Genomic DNA, 19,187 nt, shown 5'->3' on the forward strand with positions numbered 1-19,187 from the left:
CAAACTAGAGTAGAAAGTGATTTCTTGAGAGCAGGTGAATGTATTGGTAAAAAGAAAAGTGAAACAAAATGCGGCAATTAACAATAATAAAACTCCGAAAGAAAGCTTACCAGATGCAGAATTTGCATTAGAGTATGAAGGAGAAAATAGCGCGAAGTATGCAAATCGTAATTCAAAAAAAGGGAAATAAAAATGAGGCGTTTTTTACAAACGCCTCATTTTTTTGTGGGATTATAAAGGGTTTTTTAATTATTTGTAAATTTAGTGTTTTTTATTAGCAGAAAAATGCGAAAAAACATAGAAGTAGCAACGTATTACACAAAAACAAACAACAAACAAAAGATTAATGTTGGTTTAATACTGCTTTTACACTAGTTGTTTATATTTGAGTTGTACATAAGATTTGTAAAAGGAGAGAGAAACAGTGAAAAAAACAATCTTTAAAGCTGTAGCGACTGGAATGGTATTTTCGTTATTAATGGGGTGTGGTGCAAAGAAGGAAGAAAGTGCTGGAGCGAAAGTGAAAGATGACAAATTATCTGGATCATTAACTGTTTACACAGCGATTGAAGAAGAGCTTGTACCAATTTATCTTGATTCCTTTAAAAAGAAATATCCTGATGTGAAATTGAACATTGTACGTGATTCAACAGGAGTTATTACTGCGAAATTGCTAGCTGAAGGAAAAAATACACAAGCAGATGTTGTATGGGGAACTGCAGCATCAAGTCTATTAGCTTTAGATAAAAAAGATATGTTAAAAGGGTACTCTCCAAAAGGAGCGGACCGCGTTCTTTCGCAATTTAAAGATGACAAACAACCTGAAAAATGGGTAGGAAATACTGCATTTATGACGGGGGTTGCTATAAATAAAGAAGAATTAAAGAAGAAAAATTTACCGATGCCAGAATCATACGAAGACTTAACGAAACCAGAATATAAAGGAACGCTTGTTATGCCACATCCGGCTTCTTCTGGAACAGGATTTTTAACAGTTTCTGCATGGCTACAAATTATGGGTGAAGATAAAGGCTGGGATTACATGAAGAAACTTCATGATAATATAGCAACTTATACGCATTCAGGCTCAAAACCAGCGAAATTAGCAGGTGCAGGTGAATATCCAGTTGGCGTATCGATGGTTTATAGTGCTTTAAAGGAGAAACAAAAAGGTGCACCAGTTGAAGTTGTATTGCCGAAAGAAGGATTAGGTTGGGAAGTAGAAGCGAACGCACTTATTAAAAAAGATAATGCAAAAAATGAAAAATTAGCGCAAGCATTTTTAGATTGGGCAATTACTGATGATGTAATGAAGTTATACTTCGAGAAAAATGGATTTGCAACAATTAAAAATGATTATAAACTTCCAGATGGATTCCCGAAAGATGTGACGGAAAAATTATATAAAAAGAATGACTTTAAGTGGGCAGCAGAAAATCGCGACAAAATTTTAGAAAAATGGGAAAAAGAGTTTGGCCAAAAAGCAGAACCGAAAAAGTAAGTGAGTGGGAGAGAGAAAAAATGAGCGAATATTTATCAATTCAACACATTCAAAAACAGTTTGATGCATTTACAGCGTTAAAGGATATTTCTTTTACTGTGAAAAAAAATGAGTTTGTATGTTTATTAGGCCCAAGTGGCTGTGGGAAAACAACATTGCTTCGAATTTTAGCAGGGCTAGAAGAGGCGACAACAGGTAGTATAGCTGTGAATGGAAAAGATATTACAGCATTACCTCCTGGAAAGAGGAATTTCGGAATGGTGTTTCAATCATATGCATTATTTCCGAATTTAACAGCACTTGAAAACATTGAATACGGCTTAAAGACAAAAAAGTATGGAAAAGCAGAAGTAAAAGAGAAGGCGCTATCGGCGTTAGAACTAGTTGATTTACTGAATGTAAAAGATAAATATCCTGCTCAAATGTCTGGTGGACAACAGCAGCGAGTAGCACTTGGACGTGCGCTCGCTCTGTCTCCGGATATTTTGTTACTCGATGAGCCGTTATCTGCTTTAGATGCAAAAGTGCGAGAAAAGTTGCGTAGAGAAATGCGTGATTTGCAAGAAAAAGTAGGAGTAACAACTATTATGGTCACGCATGATCAAGAAGAGGCATTAACGATGGCTGATAAAATTGTTGTAATGAATCATGCGGAAATTATGCAGATTGGAACACCAGAGGAGATTTATCAAAGACCAGCCAATCCGTTTGTGGCAGATTTTATTGGTTCTATTAATTTCTTTTCGAAAAATAATGAAGAACATGCAATTCGTCCTGAACATGTAACAATTGTACAAAAGGACGGTATTAAAACGGTTGTGGAAAGCATGGAATTCCGAGGATCTGTATATCGGACAGAAGTGCGAGTCGTAGAAGAAAAAACACATCTTTATAACGAGAAAATTGTAGTGGATATATTGGCATCAGAAGTGGAAAAAACCGCTATTAGAAAAGGAAAGTCGATTCAAATCTCTTTCTCAGAAAATCATATGTTGTCATATGGAAAGAAGGTCATTGTATAGATGGAGATGTTAGAAAATTTCAAGGTAGAAAGTACGAAAAAAAAGATTAAGAGACGTATCGGTAAAGAAGAGTGGATACAAAGACTATTAATTATTGGTATGCTCCTCGCTTTTTTGATCATGCTTGTATTACCACTATTACAATTGTTTACACAAGCTTTTTATGATAAAGATGGAGCTTTCATTGGAGTTGCGAATTTCAGTAAATATTTCACAACTCCAACGCTAGTTCAATCATTGCAAAATACGATATGGATTTCGGGTGCGACAACAATTATTGCAGTGACACTTGCTTTCGCTTACGCCTATGCGATCGCTCGTACGAATGTGTTCGGGAAGCGTGTATTTCAGTATGTAGCGTTATTACCATTGTTCGCACCAACGATGATGCACGGTATAGCACTTACATATTTATTTGGTAATCAAGGGCTAGTAACGAAAGGAATGTTTGGTTTATTTGAAGGTATACAAATCCCTTTATATGGCCCAGTAGGAATTGTAATAGCTGAAGTTATGTATACATTTCCGCAAGCCTTTCTTATATTGCTAATTGCCTTCCAAGGATCTGATTATCGTTTATATGAAGCTTCTAATATGTTAGGGGCGAGTAAAACAAAGCAATTTTTCACGGTTACTTTACCTAGTGTAAAGTACGGATTAATTAGTGCAATGTTTGTTGTGTTTACACTTAGTTTTACTGATTTTGGGGCACCAAAAATTGTTGGTGGTCAATATAATGTGCTTGCTACTGACGTATATAAGCAAGTAATTGGACAGCAAAATATGCCGATGGGTGCAACTGTCGGAATGATTTTATTAATCCCAGCTATATTCGCATTTGTAGTTGATCGTATTACGCAAAGAAAGCAGGCAAATTTCTTATCTTCAAAAGCAGTACCATACAGAATAATAGCTAATAAGAAAAGAGATGTCATCTCATTCATATATTGTAGTGTGATTACACTTATGATCATTCTATTATTTGTTGCAGTTGGTATTGCTGCAAGTGTGAAAGTATGGCCATATAATATGAGTTTTACATTTGAGCATTTTAATTTTTCGAGTTTAACAGGAGATGGACTTGAAGCATTTAAAAATAGCGTAATTGTTTCAGCAGTTACAGCAGTTATTGGGGCGATTTTCACATTTGTATTCGCATATGCAATTGAGAAAATAGACCAGCTACAATTTTTCAGAAAAACAGGTTACTTTTTCTCTATCGTTCCTTTAGCGATACCAGGTTTAGTACTCGGATTAGGATATGTCTTTTTCTTTAGTCAACCAACGATTCAAATTCTGGGACTATCAGTAACGAATCCGTTTCATTCTTTATACGGAACAATTGCTGTGTTAGTACTAGTAAATATCATTCATTTTTATTCTGTAACATTTGTCACGGCAACGACTGCCTTAAAGAAATTAGACCGAGAGTTTGAGCTTGTTTCGCAGTCGATGGGTATTCCGTTTTATAAAACATTCTTCCGAGTAACAGTACCAATGTGTTTACCAGCAATTTTAGAAATGGTAATGTACTACTTCGTAAATTCAATGGTAACTGTATCGGCAGTTGTATTCCTATATGCAGCTGATTTTAAACTAGCTGCCGTATCAATCGTAAATATGGATGATGCAGGAAATGTAGCGCCAGCAGCTGCAATGAGTGTACTTATTGTTGTTACAAATATTGTAGTGAGAGTTGTATATGAACGGGGAACGAAAGCACTTCGTAACCGAACTTCACAATGGCAAAAAAGATAAGTAAGAAAGGTGATGGACAGAATGAAAATTGAAGCAGTTATTTTTGATTGGGCAGGTACGACGGTTGATTACGGATGTTTTGCACCACTAGAAGTATTCATGAAGATTTTTCAAAAACGCGGCGTTGAAATTACAGCAGAAGAAGCACGTAAGCCAATGGGATTATTAAAAATAGATCATGTAAGGGCACTAACAGAAATGCCTCGTATTGCTGATGAGTGGAAGCGTGTCTTCGGTCAATTACCAACAGAAGCAGACATTCATGAGATGTATGAAGAGTTTGAAGAAATTCTCTTTTCTATTTTACCAAGTTATGCTACGCCGATTGATGGGGTAAAAGAAGTAATCGCTTCTTTACGTGAGAGAGGCATTAAAATCGGTTCAACAACGGGCTATACGAGAGAAATGATGGAAATTGTAGCAAAGGAAGCAGCGTTACAAGGATATAAACCTGATTTTCTTGTTACGCCAGATGATGTTCCAGCAGGCCGTCCATATCCATGGATGTGCTATAAAAATGCAATGGAACTTGGTGTGTATCCGATGAACCATATGATAAAAGTAGGGGACACAGTATCAGATATGAAAGAAGGTAGAAATGCTGGAATGTGGACAGTTGGTGTAATTCTTGGAAGTAGTGAGCTCGGTTTAACGGAAGAGGAAGTGGAGAGTATGGATTCGGTAGAGCTTCGTGAAAAAATTGAAATAGTTCGTAATCGGTTTGTTGAAAATGGGGCTCATTTTACGATTGAAACGATGCAGGAGCTCGAAAACGTAATGGAACATATCGAGAAACAAGAACTTATTATTTCATAAAAGGGGCACGGGATCATGAATGAAAATCACTACTTATTATTAACACCAGGACCATTAACGACAACAAAATCAGTAAAAGAAGTTATGCTATACGATTGGTGTACGTGGGATGATGAATATAATACGATGGTGCAAGAAGTAAGAGCTAAACTTGTATCGTTAGCGACGAAGGAGGAAGAGAAATATACAACAGTGTTAATGCAAGGAAGCGGTACGTTTTCAGTTGAAGCAGTAATTGGTTCTGTTATTCCGGGAAATGGGAAGCTCCTCGTTTGTACAAATGGTGCGTACGGTAAGCGCATTGTTCAAATGGCAGAGATGTTACAGATTGATGTAGTGATCAGTCAAACAGAAGAGTGGGAACCTACTAATATTGTAGAAGTAGAAAAGTTATTGCAAGAAGATAAAGAGATTACACATATTGCAGTTGTTCATTGTGAAACGACGACAGGAATTATAAATCCAATTGTAGATGTATGTAAATTAGGACAACAGTATGGAAAGGTTACAATTGTTGATGCGATGAGTAGTTTCGGCGGGATTGAAATAGACATTGCTGATTTACAAATTGATTTTTTAATTAGTAGTGCGAATAAGTGTATTCAAGGGGTTCCTGGATTCGGATTTGTAATCGCAAAACGTGATGAATTATTGAAGTGTAAAGGGCAAGGACGCTCTTTATCTCTTGATTTATATGATCAATGGGAAACGATGGAAAAACAAAATGGGAAATGGCGTTTTACTTCACCTACACATGTTGTACATGCTTTTTATCAAGCACTACTTGAACTAGAAAAAGAGGGAGGAGTAAGAGCGCGTTACAATCGATATTACAACAATCAAAAACTACTAGTAAATAGAATGGGAGAAATCGGATTTAAGCCACTAGTAGATGAGGAATATCAATCTCCTATTATTACATCTTTCATTTATCCAAAAGAGGGGTTTGAGTTTCAACAGTTATATAACGAATTAAAGCGTTATGGATTTGTTATTTACCCTGGAAAAATTTCGAAAGTAGATACGTTTCGCATTGGAAATATCGGTGATGTACATGAAGAAGATATTAATCGCTTAGTTGATAGTATTGCTAAAGGAGCTGTTATTGGGTGAAAGTATTTTGCTTAGGTGGAGCAGGTAAAATTTGTCGCGAAGCTATTTTGGATTTAGTTCAATTTTCATCTTTTGAGACGATTACTGTAGCTGATTTTAACGAGGTAGAGGGCCGTAAAGTAGTAGAATGGCTCAACGACCCTCGTGTTGATTTTGTAAAAGTAGATGTAACGAATCACGAGGATACGGTTGCAAAAATGATTGGTTATGACATTGTAATGGACGGTACGACGATAAAACTAAACGGATTGTCGACTCGCTGTATTGCAGAAGCAGGCTGTCACGGTGTGAACTTAAATGGATTTGGTGAAGAAAATGAATCGCATGCTATATTTGTTCAAAATGAAAAAACATGTTTACCTGGATTTGGCATGACGCCAGGTGTAACGCAAATGATGGCAATGCATGCAGCAAATCAACTGGATACTGTAGAGTCCGTCCGTGTAAGTCACGGTTCGTATCGTCCGATTGCTTTTTCTGCTTCAATTACAGAGACAACGACATATGAATATGATCCACATTTACCATCGCGTATAGTGTATGAAAATGGTGAATTTAAGCAAGTACTTCCGTTTGCGCGTCCGAGAGAAATAGAATTGCCAGCGCCTTATGGTAAGGCAACGCAGTATATCATTCCGCATTCTGAAACGATTACGTTAGCAAAGGCACTAGAAAATAAAGGTGTCAAACTGATAGAGACGAGAGGAACTTGGCCAAAGCAAAATATGCAACTTGTACGTGCTTTATATGATTACGGCATATTGCGTAATGATCAGATTGAAATAAACGGGAAAGAAATAGGTATTATGGATTGTATTTCGCAGTATTTATTACAATCGAAAGAAGGACAAGAAACAGAGCTTTATGGATATGCACTTCATGTAGAAGTAATAGGTATGAAAAATAATGAGAAGCAAAGACATGTGTTATATCATACACACCCGTTATCTGATGGTTCTGTTGTAGGATGGGAAAAATTAAGAGCGTATACGAGAAACGTCGGTATTCCATTTGGGATTGCTGCAGAGTTAATTGCAAATGGAAATGTAAATAGGGTGGGTGTTGTTACGCCTGAAGAAGCCTTTGAAAATCCACAATTGATTTTTGATGAGCTAGCAAAGCGTGGTATTCATATTCATGAAGAAGTTGCTACTTACAAAGAAAATTATAACTTTGTATAAGTAAGGAAGTTTATGAGGGAGATATAAATGGGGTGAAGCTATGTCTGTAGTAGGAGAAGAAAGAAAGCGAACCATTCTTGAAAAGGTAGAATTTAAAGGGAAAGTAAAGGTTTCAGAATTAGCGAGAGAATTTGCTGTATCAACAGAAACGATTCGTCGATATTTAGAAGAATTAGATCGTGAAAAGAAGCTGAAAAAAGTGTATGGTGGAGCTGTTCAACTTCCAGGCGCTGGAGTAGAGGCACCAATGTTAGAACGAGAGATGCTGCATATAGAAGAGAAGAAGAGAATTGGGTATAAAGCAGCAACGTTTGTGGAAGATGGAGATGTGATTGCAATTGATGACGGAAGTACACCACTTCAAATGGTGCCATATCTTGTACATCGTAAAAATTTAACGATTGTAACAAGTTCATTTCCAGTAGCGACACAATTAATTTCTTCTATTAATAAAAAGATGTTTCACGGTGAAGTTTTATTTATTGGTGGGAAAGTATCTCCAAAGCATTCACGCGTATCAGGATCTATTTCGCAGCAAGTCATCCAGCAATTCCATTTTCATAAAGCATTTGTTTCGATTGATGGATTATTACCTAGTTTTGGAGTTTCTAGTTTTGAATTGGAAAAGGCGAAACTGTCAGAGGCGATGATGAAATTAGCTGAGAAAACATATATTTTATGTGATCATACGAAGGTAGGCGTGAAAGGGAATTATCGTATAGCAGCAATTTCGCGTATTCAACACGTAATTTGTGATAAAAAAATGCCATATAGCTTTGAAGAAGAACTTATGAAGCATAATATTCAGTGGACAGTTTGTTAAATACAGTGAAAGCACATAAACACCCGCCTAATTTTTAGGAAGGAGTTTTATTGTCTGCAAATCGTAAAATAAAAGATTTGCATTTATGCAAAAAGTGGACACATTTTCTCACCTCTTTCATATAATTTACCAATACAAAAAAAGTTGGTCGAAGGAAAGAAGGGAGAACATGTCAGAACGAATATATAATAAACTTGTATTGTACGCGAATATTTTGCAAAAAATCGGTGTCATCAATGAGAAGGAAAAAAGTGAAATTCTTCATACGATAGGTAAAAAATCCCTTTGAATAAAGGGTTTTTTTTATTTTTATCTTTAAAAATATAAATTTAATGTAATATTCTCATTGACAATGATAATGATATTCATTATCATTTATTTGTGAGTAATTGATAAGTATTATCAATTAAGAAAATTATATATGATAGGGGATATTATTTTGAAAAAAAATTATATGAAGGCGCTAGTAGTAGCGACAACATTAGCAATTCCATTTGCTACGTACTCTACTCCAGCATTAGCGGCATTAAAAGTTGAAGCAAATCAATCGGTAGCAGCAGCGAGTGATCGCACGTATGATACTGAGATTAAAATATATAAGGACCAAAAAGACGAGCCATCTATGGTTTCTCAATATATAAAAGATCCTAAAGTAACGATTGCAGCTGGCAAAAAAGTTGTCACTGTAACAATGCAAGATAGCGATTATTTTCAATATCTTAGAATAGAAGATAGAAACCAGCCAGGTGTATTTCATGATGTGAAAGTTTTGTCAGAAGATAAGAGGAAGAATGGAACGAAAGTAGTTCAATTTGAAATTGGCGAGTTTGAGAAGAAGAACAATATGCAAATGCATATACTTATTCCGGCTATTGGATATGATCACAAATATCAAGTTCAATTTGAAATTAAAGATCCAACTGTAGGTAACAAAGAAACAGAGAAACCAGATGATAACTCTAATTCAGGCAATACGGAAACGGATAATCCAGTTGATAATCAAAATATGATAACAGATAACAAATTAAGAGAGCTTGTTAATAAAAAAGTATTTAATAGAAAAGATTTAAATACACCAATTACGAAAGATGAGTTATTACAAGTAAAGGATTTGTTTTTAAATACAAATGAGATACTTGATTATAGTGCATTAAAATATATGCCAAATTTAAAATCTTTAACAGTTGCGAATGCGAAGATAAAAGATCCGTCGTTCTTTGCGAACTTAAAGCAATTAAATCATTTAGCTTTGCGTGGTAATGAATTTGCAGATGTAACGCCACTTGTTAAGATGGATAATTTAGAATCCCTTGATTTAAGTAATAATAAAATTACAAACGTTGCACCACTAACTGAAATGAAAAATGTAAAAAGTTTATATCTATCAGGCAACCAAATAGAAGATGTAACAGCATTAGCGAAAATGGAACAACTAGATTACTTGAATTTAGCAAATAATAAAATTAAGAACGTTGCTCCATTAAGCGCTTTGAAAAATGTAACATACTTAACTTTAGCAGGTAATCAAATTGAAGATATTAAACCGTTATATTCATTACCTTTAAAAGACTTAGTATTAACGCGTAATAATGTTAAAGATTTATCGGGTATTGATGAAATGAAGCAATTAAATAAATTATTTGTCGGGAAAAATCAAATTAAAGATGTGACACCACTTACTAAAATGACTCAGCTTACAGAATTAGATTTACCTAATAATGAATTAAAAGATATTACTCCATTATCAAGTTTAGTAAACTTACAAAAGCTTGATTTAGAAGCGAATTATATTTCAGACTTATCACCAGTTAGCAATTTGAAAAAATTAATATTTCTAAGTTTTGTTGCAAATGAAATCCGTGATGTCCGACCAGTTATAGAACTAAGTAAGACGGCTTATATTAATGTCCAAAATCAAAAAGTATTTTTAGAGGAAACAGAAGTAAATAAAGAAGTAAAAGTACCTGTATATGAAAAAGATGGTGAGGTTTCTACGAAAATCCGTCTGAAGAGCGATAATGGTACGTATAGTAATGGTGTAGTGAAATGGAGTACACCAGGTGAGAAAGTATATGAATTTGGTGTGAAAGATCCATTCGCGGATACAGGAATCTTCTTTACAGGATCTGTTATTCAAAATGTAGTAGAAAGTAAAGACGGTAATACATCTAAAGAAGATGAGAAAACAGAAGTGGTAGAATTTAAAGATGTACCAAAGGGACATTGGTCAGAAGAAGCAATTAATTACTTAGCGAAAGAAAAATTATTTATAGGCTATGGAAATGGTGAATTTGGATTTGGTGATAACATTACTCGTGGACAAGTAGCACTTCTAATACAAAGGTATTTAAAATTAGAAAATAATCTAGAACCAAAAACGGCATTTACAGATACGAAAGGAAATATGTATGAAACGGCTATTGATGCAGTGGTTCAAGCTGGAATTATGACAGGATATGGAAATGGTATGTTCCGTCCGGATGGAGTATTAACTCGATATGAAATGTCAGTAGTACTACAAAGAGTATTTCAGTTAAAAGAAAATGAAAATAGTACAGAGAATTTTCAAGATATACCAAATGACCATTGGGCGAAAGGGTATGTGAAAGCTTTAGTAGATAATAAAATATCAAAAGGTGACGGGGAAGGGAATTTTTTAGGAGATAATTTCGTAACACGTGAACAATATGCGCAATTTTTATATAATGCAATAAAGAAATAAAAAATGAGGAGAATGCGCTATTCTTTAATTAAAGAATAGCGCATTTTTTATGTACAAAATGAAATAGGAAATAGATAGGAGTATAGACATATGAATAGCCTATTTTAAAGAAGAACGACGAAACTATATTGACAAAAAAGCGTTCTCATGTGATAATTCAATTAAATTTTTAGAATAATCAAAAAATACTCCTTTTACATAGAAAGGATTCGAACCTTATATGAATATTATGCCGGGGGTGACGAAATGTTATTTTTTCTGAAGAAATGGAATGAATTAAAAGATGTGAAATCTGAATTGGCACTTCGTGATTGGTTTTATGGTACCAAAATTAGCTTATCGCTATGTACGTCAAAAGAGCCGTTAACATTTTTAGTAAACGTTGAGGGAAGAGATAAAGGGCTATTTTCGGAAGAAGATTTTATTGTCGTAAATTGCATGTGCGAGTCAGTATTTGAAAATGAAGAAAAACCAGCTGCAGAGTCATTTATGCATGCGGATATTTATAAAAAAAGTAGTGCAGGATGTATTTTACAAGTGCAGACTGTAGATAGTCATTTAATATCAGAGTTATATGGGGAAGAAGGAGAAGTAACGTTCGATAAACGCAGTGTGGAGCGTGTTTTCGGAAAAGAAGGTATAACAGAAATGACAATTCCAATTGTAGAAGATGAAAAAAAATTCGCTGATTTATTAGAAAGCAATGTTCCGAATTTCATTGAAGGTGGAGGGGTAGTTCTTGTTCATAATTATGGCATGATTGTGTGGGGAAAAACGCCAGAAGAAGCGAAAAAATGGTTAGAGGGTATAGAATATTTAATGAACTATCATGTAAAGTTATTAATGATTAAGGGTGCAAGGAGCTCTGTTATATAAAAATGGATGTGACATGGCTACAAGTTAATAATAAATGAAAGCGTTTTAAAAATAATTTCACTCATAAAATATAGGTCTCCTTATTATATATAGATTACATGTTGACATGTAAGGAGGAACATATTTTGCGAGTTAAATATCATTTTCTGCCAAAACAGCAAGTAACATTTTGCAAGATAAATGATTCTGGTGAAGAGGCACTGCAAATGATGAACGAAACGGGATTTCGAGCCATCCCAGTATTAGCAGAAGATGAGAAGAAATTCACGGGGATTATTTATAAAGTAGATTTATTAGAAAAAAAATGCAATAGCGGATTAGAGCATGTAAGTGCAGGAGATATGCTCGCTGATTCTAATGCATTTATTTTTGAAAAGGATTCCTTCTTCAGAGCTTTTTATGTAATTCGTCGGCTTCCGTTTTTAGCCGTGCTAAATGATTATAATGAATTTGTTGGTATGTTAACGCATTCGAATATATTTGATGTTATTGAAGATTCATTTGGTATGCGAACAGGTGGTTATATATTAACAATTGCAACACAAGATTGTAAAGGAACGATTAAAGAGCTTGGTACATTGTTAAAAGCATATAATATTGGTGGCCTATTTACGCTAGATAACGGTGATCAATATATCCGCCGCGTTATTGTAAATATATCAGATGAGTTAGATGAAACAAAATTAAAGCAATTAATCGGAAAAATAGAGAAAAAAGGATTCAGAGTGAGTCACGTAGATTATATTTAAGTTAAAAAGAAAAGTACCTATCTGTTATATATAGATAGGTACTTTTTTGTCCCGCTATTTGTGGGCAGTAAAATCCATGTCTCAAAATTTGGTGAAAGCAAAGAAGTTAGGTGGGCGGGTGTTGCCCGTAAAAGCCCGATTGGTGAGGGCTAATTAAAGTTTCACTTTATGTGAGTAATGAACTTTATTTTGAAACAGGAGGCGGGGATAATGCTAGATCAGATAAGAAAATAAAGTCTGCATGCTCACGAATTTTAGGGATAGAAGTTTCAATAACGCGTGATGTAATTTCACCTGGAGGACCCACATGCCCGATAGCTACCATAATAGGTTTTTCTTGAATTTTTTTGATGAGTAATTGGGCTTGTTTTGAAATATGCCTTGCTGTATACACATCATCAAAAAATAGTTGGTTTTCAATAATAGGAACTCCTAATTCTTTTCCGATTTTTGGGACGACACTATTAGGGTTAGTTTTACTATCTAAGTAAAATAAACCGTGTTTTTTACAAGCAGCAAGTATAAGGCGAACAATTCTTTCATCCGCTGTTACTTTTGAGCCCATATGATTGTTCATTCCAATTGCATGCGGTACTTCTTGAATCGCTTGTTCAAGTCGGTTGTTTATTTCTTCATCACTTAAATCAGTTGTAATTGCTTTCGGCCCAAGCCATTCTTTTTTGCCTTTTATAGGTTCCATTGGCATATGTATAATAACTTCATGGCCTTTCTTATGGGCAGCTATTGCATCTTCTTTTGTGGAAGGAAGAAAAGGCATAACAGCAACAGTGAGTGGAATGGGAAGTGATAACATTTGATTAGTCCCCTTCATATTATTACCGAAATCATCAATGACAATAGCAACTTTATTCGTATGAGCATTTGCTTGAATAGGAAATAAGAAGGACGGTAAAAACAAAACAATGATGAATAATGCAATCGTATATTTTCGCATATAAATATTTCCTTTCTATTGTTATCCCGCTATTTGTGGTAGTAAGACTCCCACCTCAACATTGGGCTGGATAGGTGGGAGATTCACTGCCTACCCGATTGGTGAATGCTAATAATCAGTGGGGGCTGAACAAAAAACACTGATTAAAGTTTCACTTTATCAATCATCATTATGTTTTGCTTTTTTATATAAATTAAACAAAAAATGTCGAAGAAAAGTAGGTGGAAAATTAAGAATCCCCGGTTTACGTAGAATTTATAAAAAAACAAGATGAAAAAAATGTCTATTATTGCGAATGTATTTACAAAGATAGAATAATTTGTAATAATTCTCAAAGTGAGGGTAAAGATTTGTAAATTACAGGGAGAAAATGTTAAAATTTCTGATTCTTCAAATTTGCATATGATTAAGTAGTTAAAAAAGTCAATGGAGAAGTGAAGTTAAGAGCATGGAAGTATAATAAGGGGGATATGGATGTTTACTGTAAAAAGGAAGTACACATTAGAAAAGCTTTCACGTGATATTCATATGAAACGTGAAGAAATGATTCAACTAGGATTAACAAGTGGGTTAAATAGTAGGGAGACAATTCAAGTTAGTCAAGAATTGGACAAGCTTATTTTACAATATCAATGTTATAAAGACAAACAAACACCGAAATGGTTTTCAATTATAAAAATACCTATTTTCCAAATCGGGTATGAAGGAAAATCAAATAATTTTTGGCGAATGCTTGTGGCTGGTTTTATGAAATAAGTATAATTACCCTTATAGGATAAGGATAATTATACTATGTGTAACGGAATTTCGATATGAACTGTCGTTCCTTCGTTTTCTGTACTGTCAATAAAAATATGCCCATTATACATCTCTACAATTCGTTTACATATGACAAGTCCAAGACCTGTTCCAGTATCTTTATTAGTAAAGAACGGATGAAAGAGGTGTTTTTGAATATGTTGCGGAATCCCTTTTCCAGTATCTGTAATCTGCAATTGTGCGTGTGTTTCATTGTTTTTTACTACAATGGTTAGTGTATCACTAGAAGTCATGGCCTCAATTGCATTTTTTGTAATGTTTAAAACCACTTGTTTCATATGGTCTTTCGAACAACGGATATGAACAGGATGGTCTGGCAAATGTAAATGGAATACAATGTTATGTAAATTCGCCTCAGATTGAATAATTAATGCTATCTCATTTAGAATTGTTCTTACATCATATGTTTGTTCGATGATGGCGGTTGGCTTTCCGAGAATAAGAAATTCACTTACAATTTCATTGATTCGCTCTATTTCTTGTTCAATTACGGAAAAGTAGAACTGATCTTGCTCATCTTTATATTTCTCTTTTAATAGAGCGACGAGTCCTTTAATTCCAGTAAGAGGATTACGGATTTCGTGTGCTGTACTCGCTGCAAAAGTTCCAACTAATTCAATTTTCTGTAGTTCATTTTGTTGTCTTTCAAGTTTTGTTTGACGTTTTAACAACATGTATTGAACAAGTAAAAATAAAATAGACATTAAAAATAAAGTAGCGATACACTCTATTGTAACCCACTGGTATAAGGTTTTTTGATGAATAGGTAATGGAGAAACAGAGACCTTCCAATTTAATCTTTGGAGTGGGGTAGTAAGCATATTAGAATGCGTATCACTTGTGTCGTTATTATCATCGGTTAGAAAAACTACATCATGTTTATCAGTTACCTCAAAATGGTATTGTGGTTTAATGGCATTTAAAGAAGATGAAATGTAATCAAAGCGTAAACTAGCTAATAATAATCCTGAGAGCTCCTTCTGTTTATTAAATATGGGAGCAGCAATCATAATAGCTTTATGTCCAAGAACGCGATCAGTAATGACTGATGATACAGTGGTTTTTTTAGTTTGGAGCACGTCTTGAATATATTTACGGTCTGAAACATCTATAGGCTTTGATTCATCTTCAGATGCGATTGTAATGACTCCTTCTGGTGTAGCGTAATATAGACCAGAAAAGCGTGCATCGTTTCCATCTGTATCATGTACAATTTGTTTAATGCCATTTATATTACCAGTCTCGGTGCCTACAACTTTTGCAAGCATGTCTAAAGCAGAAATTGCTTCACCAAGATGATGATCCAAATAATCTCTATATAAAAAGAGAACTGTATGAGCGGATAATTTGTTTTCCTGTTTCATTTTATATGTATGATACGAATAAAATGTAGCACCAATCCCTATTGTCGGTAGGATAACAAGCAATATATATATAATTATGCTTTGGAATTTGACTTTCAAATGTGGTACTCCTTCTTTTTTTATTATCATTATATATAAACTATGTTAAAATTGTCATGTTTTTATTCAAGAATGATTCTTAATATATTAGGGGAGAGGAAATGAATGAGTGAATGTTCATTCGGAATTCACATGAAGTATGAAGTGGCATTTTCTTTTTATTGCTGAGAATTTAAGTGAAGGGTTGAAAGTTGTATGACATCAAATAATGAACGAGAAGATATTTCTCAATCTTTAAAAGTATTTATTGCATTATCTCGTGTACATCGTTCTGTTATGGATACTACAAATAAATCTATACAAAGTAACGGGTTAAATCCAACTGAATTTGCTGTATTAGAACTGCTATATCATAAAGGCGGTCAACCACTTCAGCAAATTGGTGAGCGCATTTTAATAGCTAGTGGCAGCATTACATATGTTGTAGATAAGCTGGAGAAAAAGGGATTAGTAAAGAGAATCCCATGTCCGAATGACAGACGTGTTATTTACGCGCAATTAACTGAGTCTGGCGAGACCTTTATTGCTTCTATTTTTCCGGGGCATGAGAAAGTTATACATCAGTCTTTTGAAATGTTAACGAAAGATGAAAAAGATGAATTACTTGATTTATTAAAAAAAATTGGGAAGTATGAAAAATAATATGTTCCAAAGGAGCTTTGGATAAGTAAATCCAAGGCTTTTTTATTTGCAATGAACTCAGGGCAGTCACTGCCGAATTTTGTTGAAAATTAAGAGGGAATTCGAGAATACGTATTGAATTATAATAAAGGTATGTAATGGAGAGGAGGCTCGTTCATGTCATTTAAAGACTATGAATATAAACGCCCAAATATTGAAGAGTTAAAAGAGAAATTTACTGTTGCTTTAGAGAAGTTTGATAACGCAAAAACTGTAGAAGAACAAAAACAAGTCATTCATTCAATTAATGAAATTCGCAACGATTTCGGTACAATGGGAAACCTTTGTTACATTCGCCATTCTGTTGATACGACGGATACTTTTTATAAGGAGGAGCAGGATTTCTTTGATGAATTCTCTCCAGTTGTACAAGGATATGGTACAAAATATTATAAGGCACTCATTAATTCTCCATTTCGTGAAGAATTAGAGGCGTATTATGGAAAACAATTATTTGCTCTAGCAGAATGTGATTTAAAAACATATTCAGATGAAGTCGTGAAAGATTTACAATTAGAAAATAAATTATCATCGCAATATACACAGTTATTAGCATCTGCAAAAATTGACTTTGCTGGAGAAGAAAGAACGTTATCGCAACTGATTCCGTTTATGCAAGGAAAAGAAAGAAGCGAACGTAAAGCAGCAAGTGAAGCATACTACGGATTTTTAGCTGGAAATGAGGAAGAACTAGATCGTATTTATGATGAGCTTGTTAAAGTGAGAACGAAAATCGCAAAATCTTTAGGTTTCAAAAACTTTGTTGAACTTGGATATGCAAGAATGTACCGTACAGATTATAATGCGGAGATGGTGGCTAATTACCGTCAGCAAGTGCTGGATTATATCGTTCCCGTTACAACGGAATTAAGAAAGCGACAACAAGCACGTATCGGTGTAGAGAAGTTAGCTTATTACGACGAAAACTATGAGTTTGCTACAGGTAACCCAACTCCAAAAGGAGATGCGGATTGGATTGTTGATCATGGAAAGACAATGTATAAAGAGTTATCGGCTGAAACAGATGAATTTTTCAATTTCATGCTAGATAATGATTTATTAGATTTAGTTGCGAAAAAAGGAAAAGCTGGTGGCGGATATTGTACATATATTGAGAATTATAAAGCGCCATTTATTTTCTCAAACTTCAATGGAACATCTGGTGACATTGATGTATTAACACATGAAGCGGGTCATGCTTTTCAAGTATATGAAAGTCGTAAATTTGAAATTCCAGAATATAATTGGCCAACATATGAGGCATGTGAAATTCACTCTATGAGTATGGAATTCTTTACATGGCCATGGATGAAGCTATTCTTTGAAGAAGATGCAGATAAATATTACTTCTCTCACTTAAGTTCAGCACTTCTGTTTTTACCTTATGGTGTATCTGTTGATGAATATCAACATTATGTATATGAAAATCCTGAAGCATCACCTGAAGAGCGTAAGACAGCATGGCGTAACATAGAGAAGAAATATTTACCACATCGTGATTATGAGGATAATGATTATTTAGAGCGCGGTGGTTTTTGGCAACGTCAAGGGCATATTTATAGCTCACCGTTCTATTATATTGATTACACGCTTGCTCAAATTTGTGCGCTACAATTTTGGAAACGTGCAAGAGATAATAGACAAGAGGCGTGGGAAGATTATGTGAATCTGTGCCAACAAGGTGGAAGTAAATCGTTCTTAGAATTAGTAGAAGTTGCAAATTTAACATCACCATTTGCCGAAGGCTGTGTGAAAAGTGTTATTACAGAAATTGAAGCATGGTTACATGCGATTGACGACACAAAATTGTAAAAAACATGCACTTTTTTTCACATGTTTAACATCGACATAATGGGAAAATGATGAGATAATAAAAGAAAATTCAGAATACTAAAGAGGTGTTTCTAATAAGGAGCACCTCTTTTGACCAACAAAAGGGGGGAACAAGTATGCTTCAATCTAATATGGATGTAAGTTTAGAAAGTTTAGTAAACTCATTACAGTCTACTCGAAGCACGCTATTATCAGAAATTGAAATGTTAAATGACACCGAAGTGAATGTAAAGCCACGCCGTGATAAATGGAGTATTATTCAAATTTTACACCACTTGCATTTAGTTGAACAATCTGTCACGTCTGCCCTTGTATATGCTTTACAAAAAAATGAAAGAAACATGACTCCATTTAAAGACCTCCAACTTACGCTTGATCGCACACATAAACGAGAAGCTCCTCAGCAAATGCAACCAACAGAAACTTTAATGAAAAAACAGCAAGGAATTCAATTGCTAGAACATTCACGACAAGAACTATTACACGCACTTCATAGTGTTATAGATGAAAAAGATCTATTTGAAAATGGATTAAAGCATCCTGTTTTTAATGATCTGAATTTGTATCAATGGGTTCAATTTCTTGATTTGCATGAACAAAGACATCTTACGCAGTTAAAAGAGGCGAAACATGCAATTTTGCAGCGCTAAAGTGGAAGAAGTGGGAAACCACTTCTTTTTTGATACGTGCATAGTTTTCTTTCTTATTTTGGAATACTACATGGAGAAAGAAAAGAAGGAGTTGAAAAAACATGTCTAAGAAGAAGCGAGAAGAAGAGCGCGCCTGGAAAGCACGTAAAGAAAATCAACAACCACACGGAAAAGTGAAAGCTTTTGCTGAATTAGTTGAAGGAACAGAAAAAACGTGATGAGTAT

General features: G+C 34.5%; 18 protein-coding genes. 16 read left to right on the forward strand and 2 right to left on the reverse strand.

The window, feature by feature from the left end:
* The first annotated feature begins 43 nt into the window (after positions 1–43).
* From MR143_RS20195 to cbpA, 11 genes are all read left to right on the forward strand, one after another.
* Entirely contained in the window at positions 44–190 is a 147-nt protein-coding gene (locus MR143_RS20195; protein WP_000240798.1) for a hypothetical protein, read from the forward strand.
* A 234-nt stretch (positions 191–424) separates the two neighbouring features.
* On the forward strand, positions 425–1,501 hold the full coding sequence (locus tag MR143_RS20200) for a putative 2-aminoethylphosphonate ABC transporter substrate-binding protein (RefSeq protein WP_000750900.1): 1,077 nt from the start codon (positions 425–427) through the stop codon (positions 1,499–1,501).
* 20 nt (positions 1,502–1,521) lie between these two features.
* On the forward strand, positions 1,522–2,523 hold the full coding sequence (locus tag MR143_RS20205; RefSeq protein ID WP_000006188.1) for a putative 2-aminoethylphosphonate ABC transporter ATP-binding protein: 1,002 nt from the start codon (positions 1,522–1,524) through the stop codon (positions 2,521–2,523).
* Positions 2,524–4,281, forward strand: a complete 1,758-nt coding sequence (locus MR143_RS20210; RefSeq protein ID WP_000425507.1) for a putative 2-aminoethylphosphonate ABC transporter permease subunit — start codon at positions 2,524–2,526, stop codon at positions 4,279–4,281. It begins immediately after the preceding gene.
* Positions 4,282–4,302: 21 nt separating this feature from the next.
* Complete coding sequence (gene phnX / locus MR143_RS20215) at positions 4,303–5,097, forward strand: phosphonoacetaldehyde hydrolase (protein WP_000687400.1); 795 nt, start codon at positions 4,303–4,305, stop codon at positions 5,095–5,097.
* Positions 5,098–5,112: 15 nt separating this feature from the next.
* On the forward strand, positions 5,113–6,210 hold the full coding sequence (phnW, locus tag MR143_RS20220; RefSeq protein WP_001004777.1) for a 2-aminoethylphosphonate--pyruvate transaminase: 1,098 nt from the start codon (positions 5,113–5,115) through the stop codon (positions 6,208–6,210).
* Positions 6,207–7,391: a saccharopine dehydrogenase family protein gene (locus MR143_RS20225; RefSeq protein ID WP_000862178.1), complete on the forward strand. Its 1,185-nt coding sequence runs from the start codon at positions 6,207–6,209 to the stop codon at positions 7,389–7,391. The genes phnW and MR143_RS20225 overlap by 4 nt, the downstream gene beginning before the upstream one ends.
* Positions 7,392–7,431: 40 nt before the next feature.
* Positions 7,432–8,214, forward strand: coding sequence for a DeoR/GlpR family DNA-binding transcription regulator (locus MR143_RS20230; protein ID WP_000117668.1), 783 nt, complete (start codon positions 7,432–7,434; stop codon positions 8,212–8,214).
* Positions 8,215–8,653: 439 nt separating this feature from the next.
* On the forward strand, positions 8,654–10,936 hold the full coding sequence (locus MR143_RS20235) for an NEAT domain-containing leucine-rich repeat protein (RefSeq protein ID WP_000742636.1): 2,283 nt from the start codon (positions 8,654–8,656) through the stop codon (positions 10,934–10,936).
* 246 nt (positions 10,937–11,182) lie between these two features.
* On the forward strand, positions 11,183–11,812 hold the full coding sequence (locus MR143_RS20240; RefSeq protein ID WP_000896006.1) for a class II aldolase/adducin family protein: 630 nt from the start codon (positions 11,183–11,185) through the stop codon (positions 11,810–11,812).
* Positions 11,813–11,937: 125 nt separating this feature from the next.
* Positions 11,938–12,561, forward strand: a complete 624-nt coding sequence (gene cbpA / locus MR143_RS20245; RefSeq protein WP_001264205.1) for a cyclic di-AMP binding protein CbpA — start codon at positions 11,938–11,940, stop codon at positions 12,559–12,561.
* 184 nt (positions 12,562–12,745) lie between these two features.
* Here the strand turns inward: cbpA and MR143_RS20250 are convergent, their stop codons facing one another.
* Positions 12,746–13,516 (reverse strand): divergent polysaccharide deacetylase family protein, encoded by a 771-nt coding sequence (locus tag MR143_RS20250; protein ID WP_001234108.1) that lies wholly within the window; start codon positions 13,514–13,516, stop codon positions 12,746–12,748.
* A 474-nt stretch (positions 13,517–13,990) separates the two neighbouring features.
* Between MR143_RS20250 and MR143_RS20255 the strand changes: the two genes are divergently transcribed.
* Positions 13,991–14,272 (forward strand): aspartyl-phosphate phosphatase Spo0E family protein, encoded by a 282-nt coding sequence (locus tag MR143_RS20255; protein WP_000495534.1) that lies wholly within the window; start codon positions 13,991–13,993, stop codon positions 14,270–14,272.
* Between the two features lie 29 nt (positions 14,273–14,301).
* Here MR143_RS20255 and MR143_RS20260 read toward each other — a convergent pair whose 3' ends face one another.
* Positions 14,302–15,798 carry a DUF3149 domain-containing protein gene (locus MR143_RS20260; protein WP_000865055.1) on the reverse strand — a complete coding sequence of 499 codons (1,497 nt, stop codon included), beginning with the start codon at positions 15,796–15,798 and terminating at the stop codon, positions 14,302–14,304.
* A gap of 195 nt (positions 15,799–15,993) precedes the next feature.
* Between MR143_RS20260 and MR143_RS20265 the strand changes: the two genes are divergently transcribed.
* From MR143_RS20265 to MR143_RS20280, 4 genes are all read left to right on the forward strand, one after another.
* The gene (locus MR143_RS20265; RefSeq protein WP_000203347.1) at positions 15,994–16,440 is read left to right on the forward strand and encodes a MarR family winged helix-turn-helix transcriptional regulator; all 447 of its coding nucleotides are present in this window, start codon (positions 15,994–15,996) and stop codon (positions 16,438–16,440) included.
* A gap of 156 nt (positions 16,441–16,596) precedes the next feature.
* Positions 16,597–18,291, forward strand: coding sequence for a M3 family oligoendopeptidase (locus MR143_RS20270; protein ID WP_000008580.1), 1,695 nt, complete (start codon positions 16,597–16,599; stop codon positions 18,289–18,291).
* 137 nt (positions 18,292–18,428) lie between these two features.
* Complete coding sequence (locus MR143_RS20275) at positions 18,429–18,962, forward strand: DinB family protein (RefSeq protein ID WP_000941971.1); 534 nt, start codon at positions 18,429–18,431, stop codon at positions 18,960–18,962.
* A 101-nt stretch (positions 18,963–19,063) separates the two neighbouring features.
* Positions 19,064–19,180, forward strand: a complete 117-nt coding sequence (locus MR143_RS20280; protein ID WP_000038355.1) for a DUF6254 family protein — start codon at positions 19,064–19,066, stop codon at positions 19,178–19,180.
* Positions 19,181–19,187 lie beyond the last annotated feature (7 nt).

It is taken from the genome of Bacillus cereus group sp. BfR-BA-01347 (assembly GCF_022663835.1).
In the GTDB taxonomy this organism is placed as follows: Bacteria; Bacillota; Bacilli; order Bacillales; family Bacillaceae_G; genus Bacillus_A; species Bacillus_A thuringiensis_K.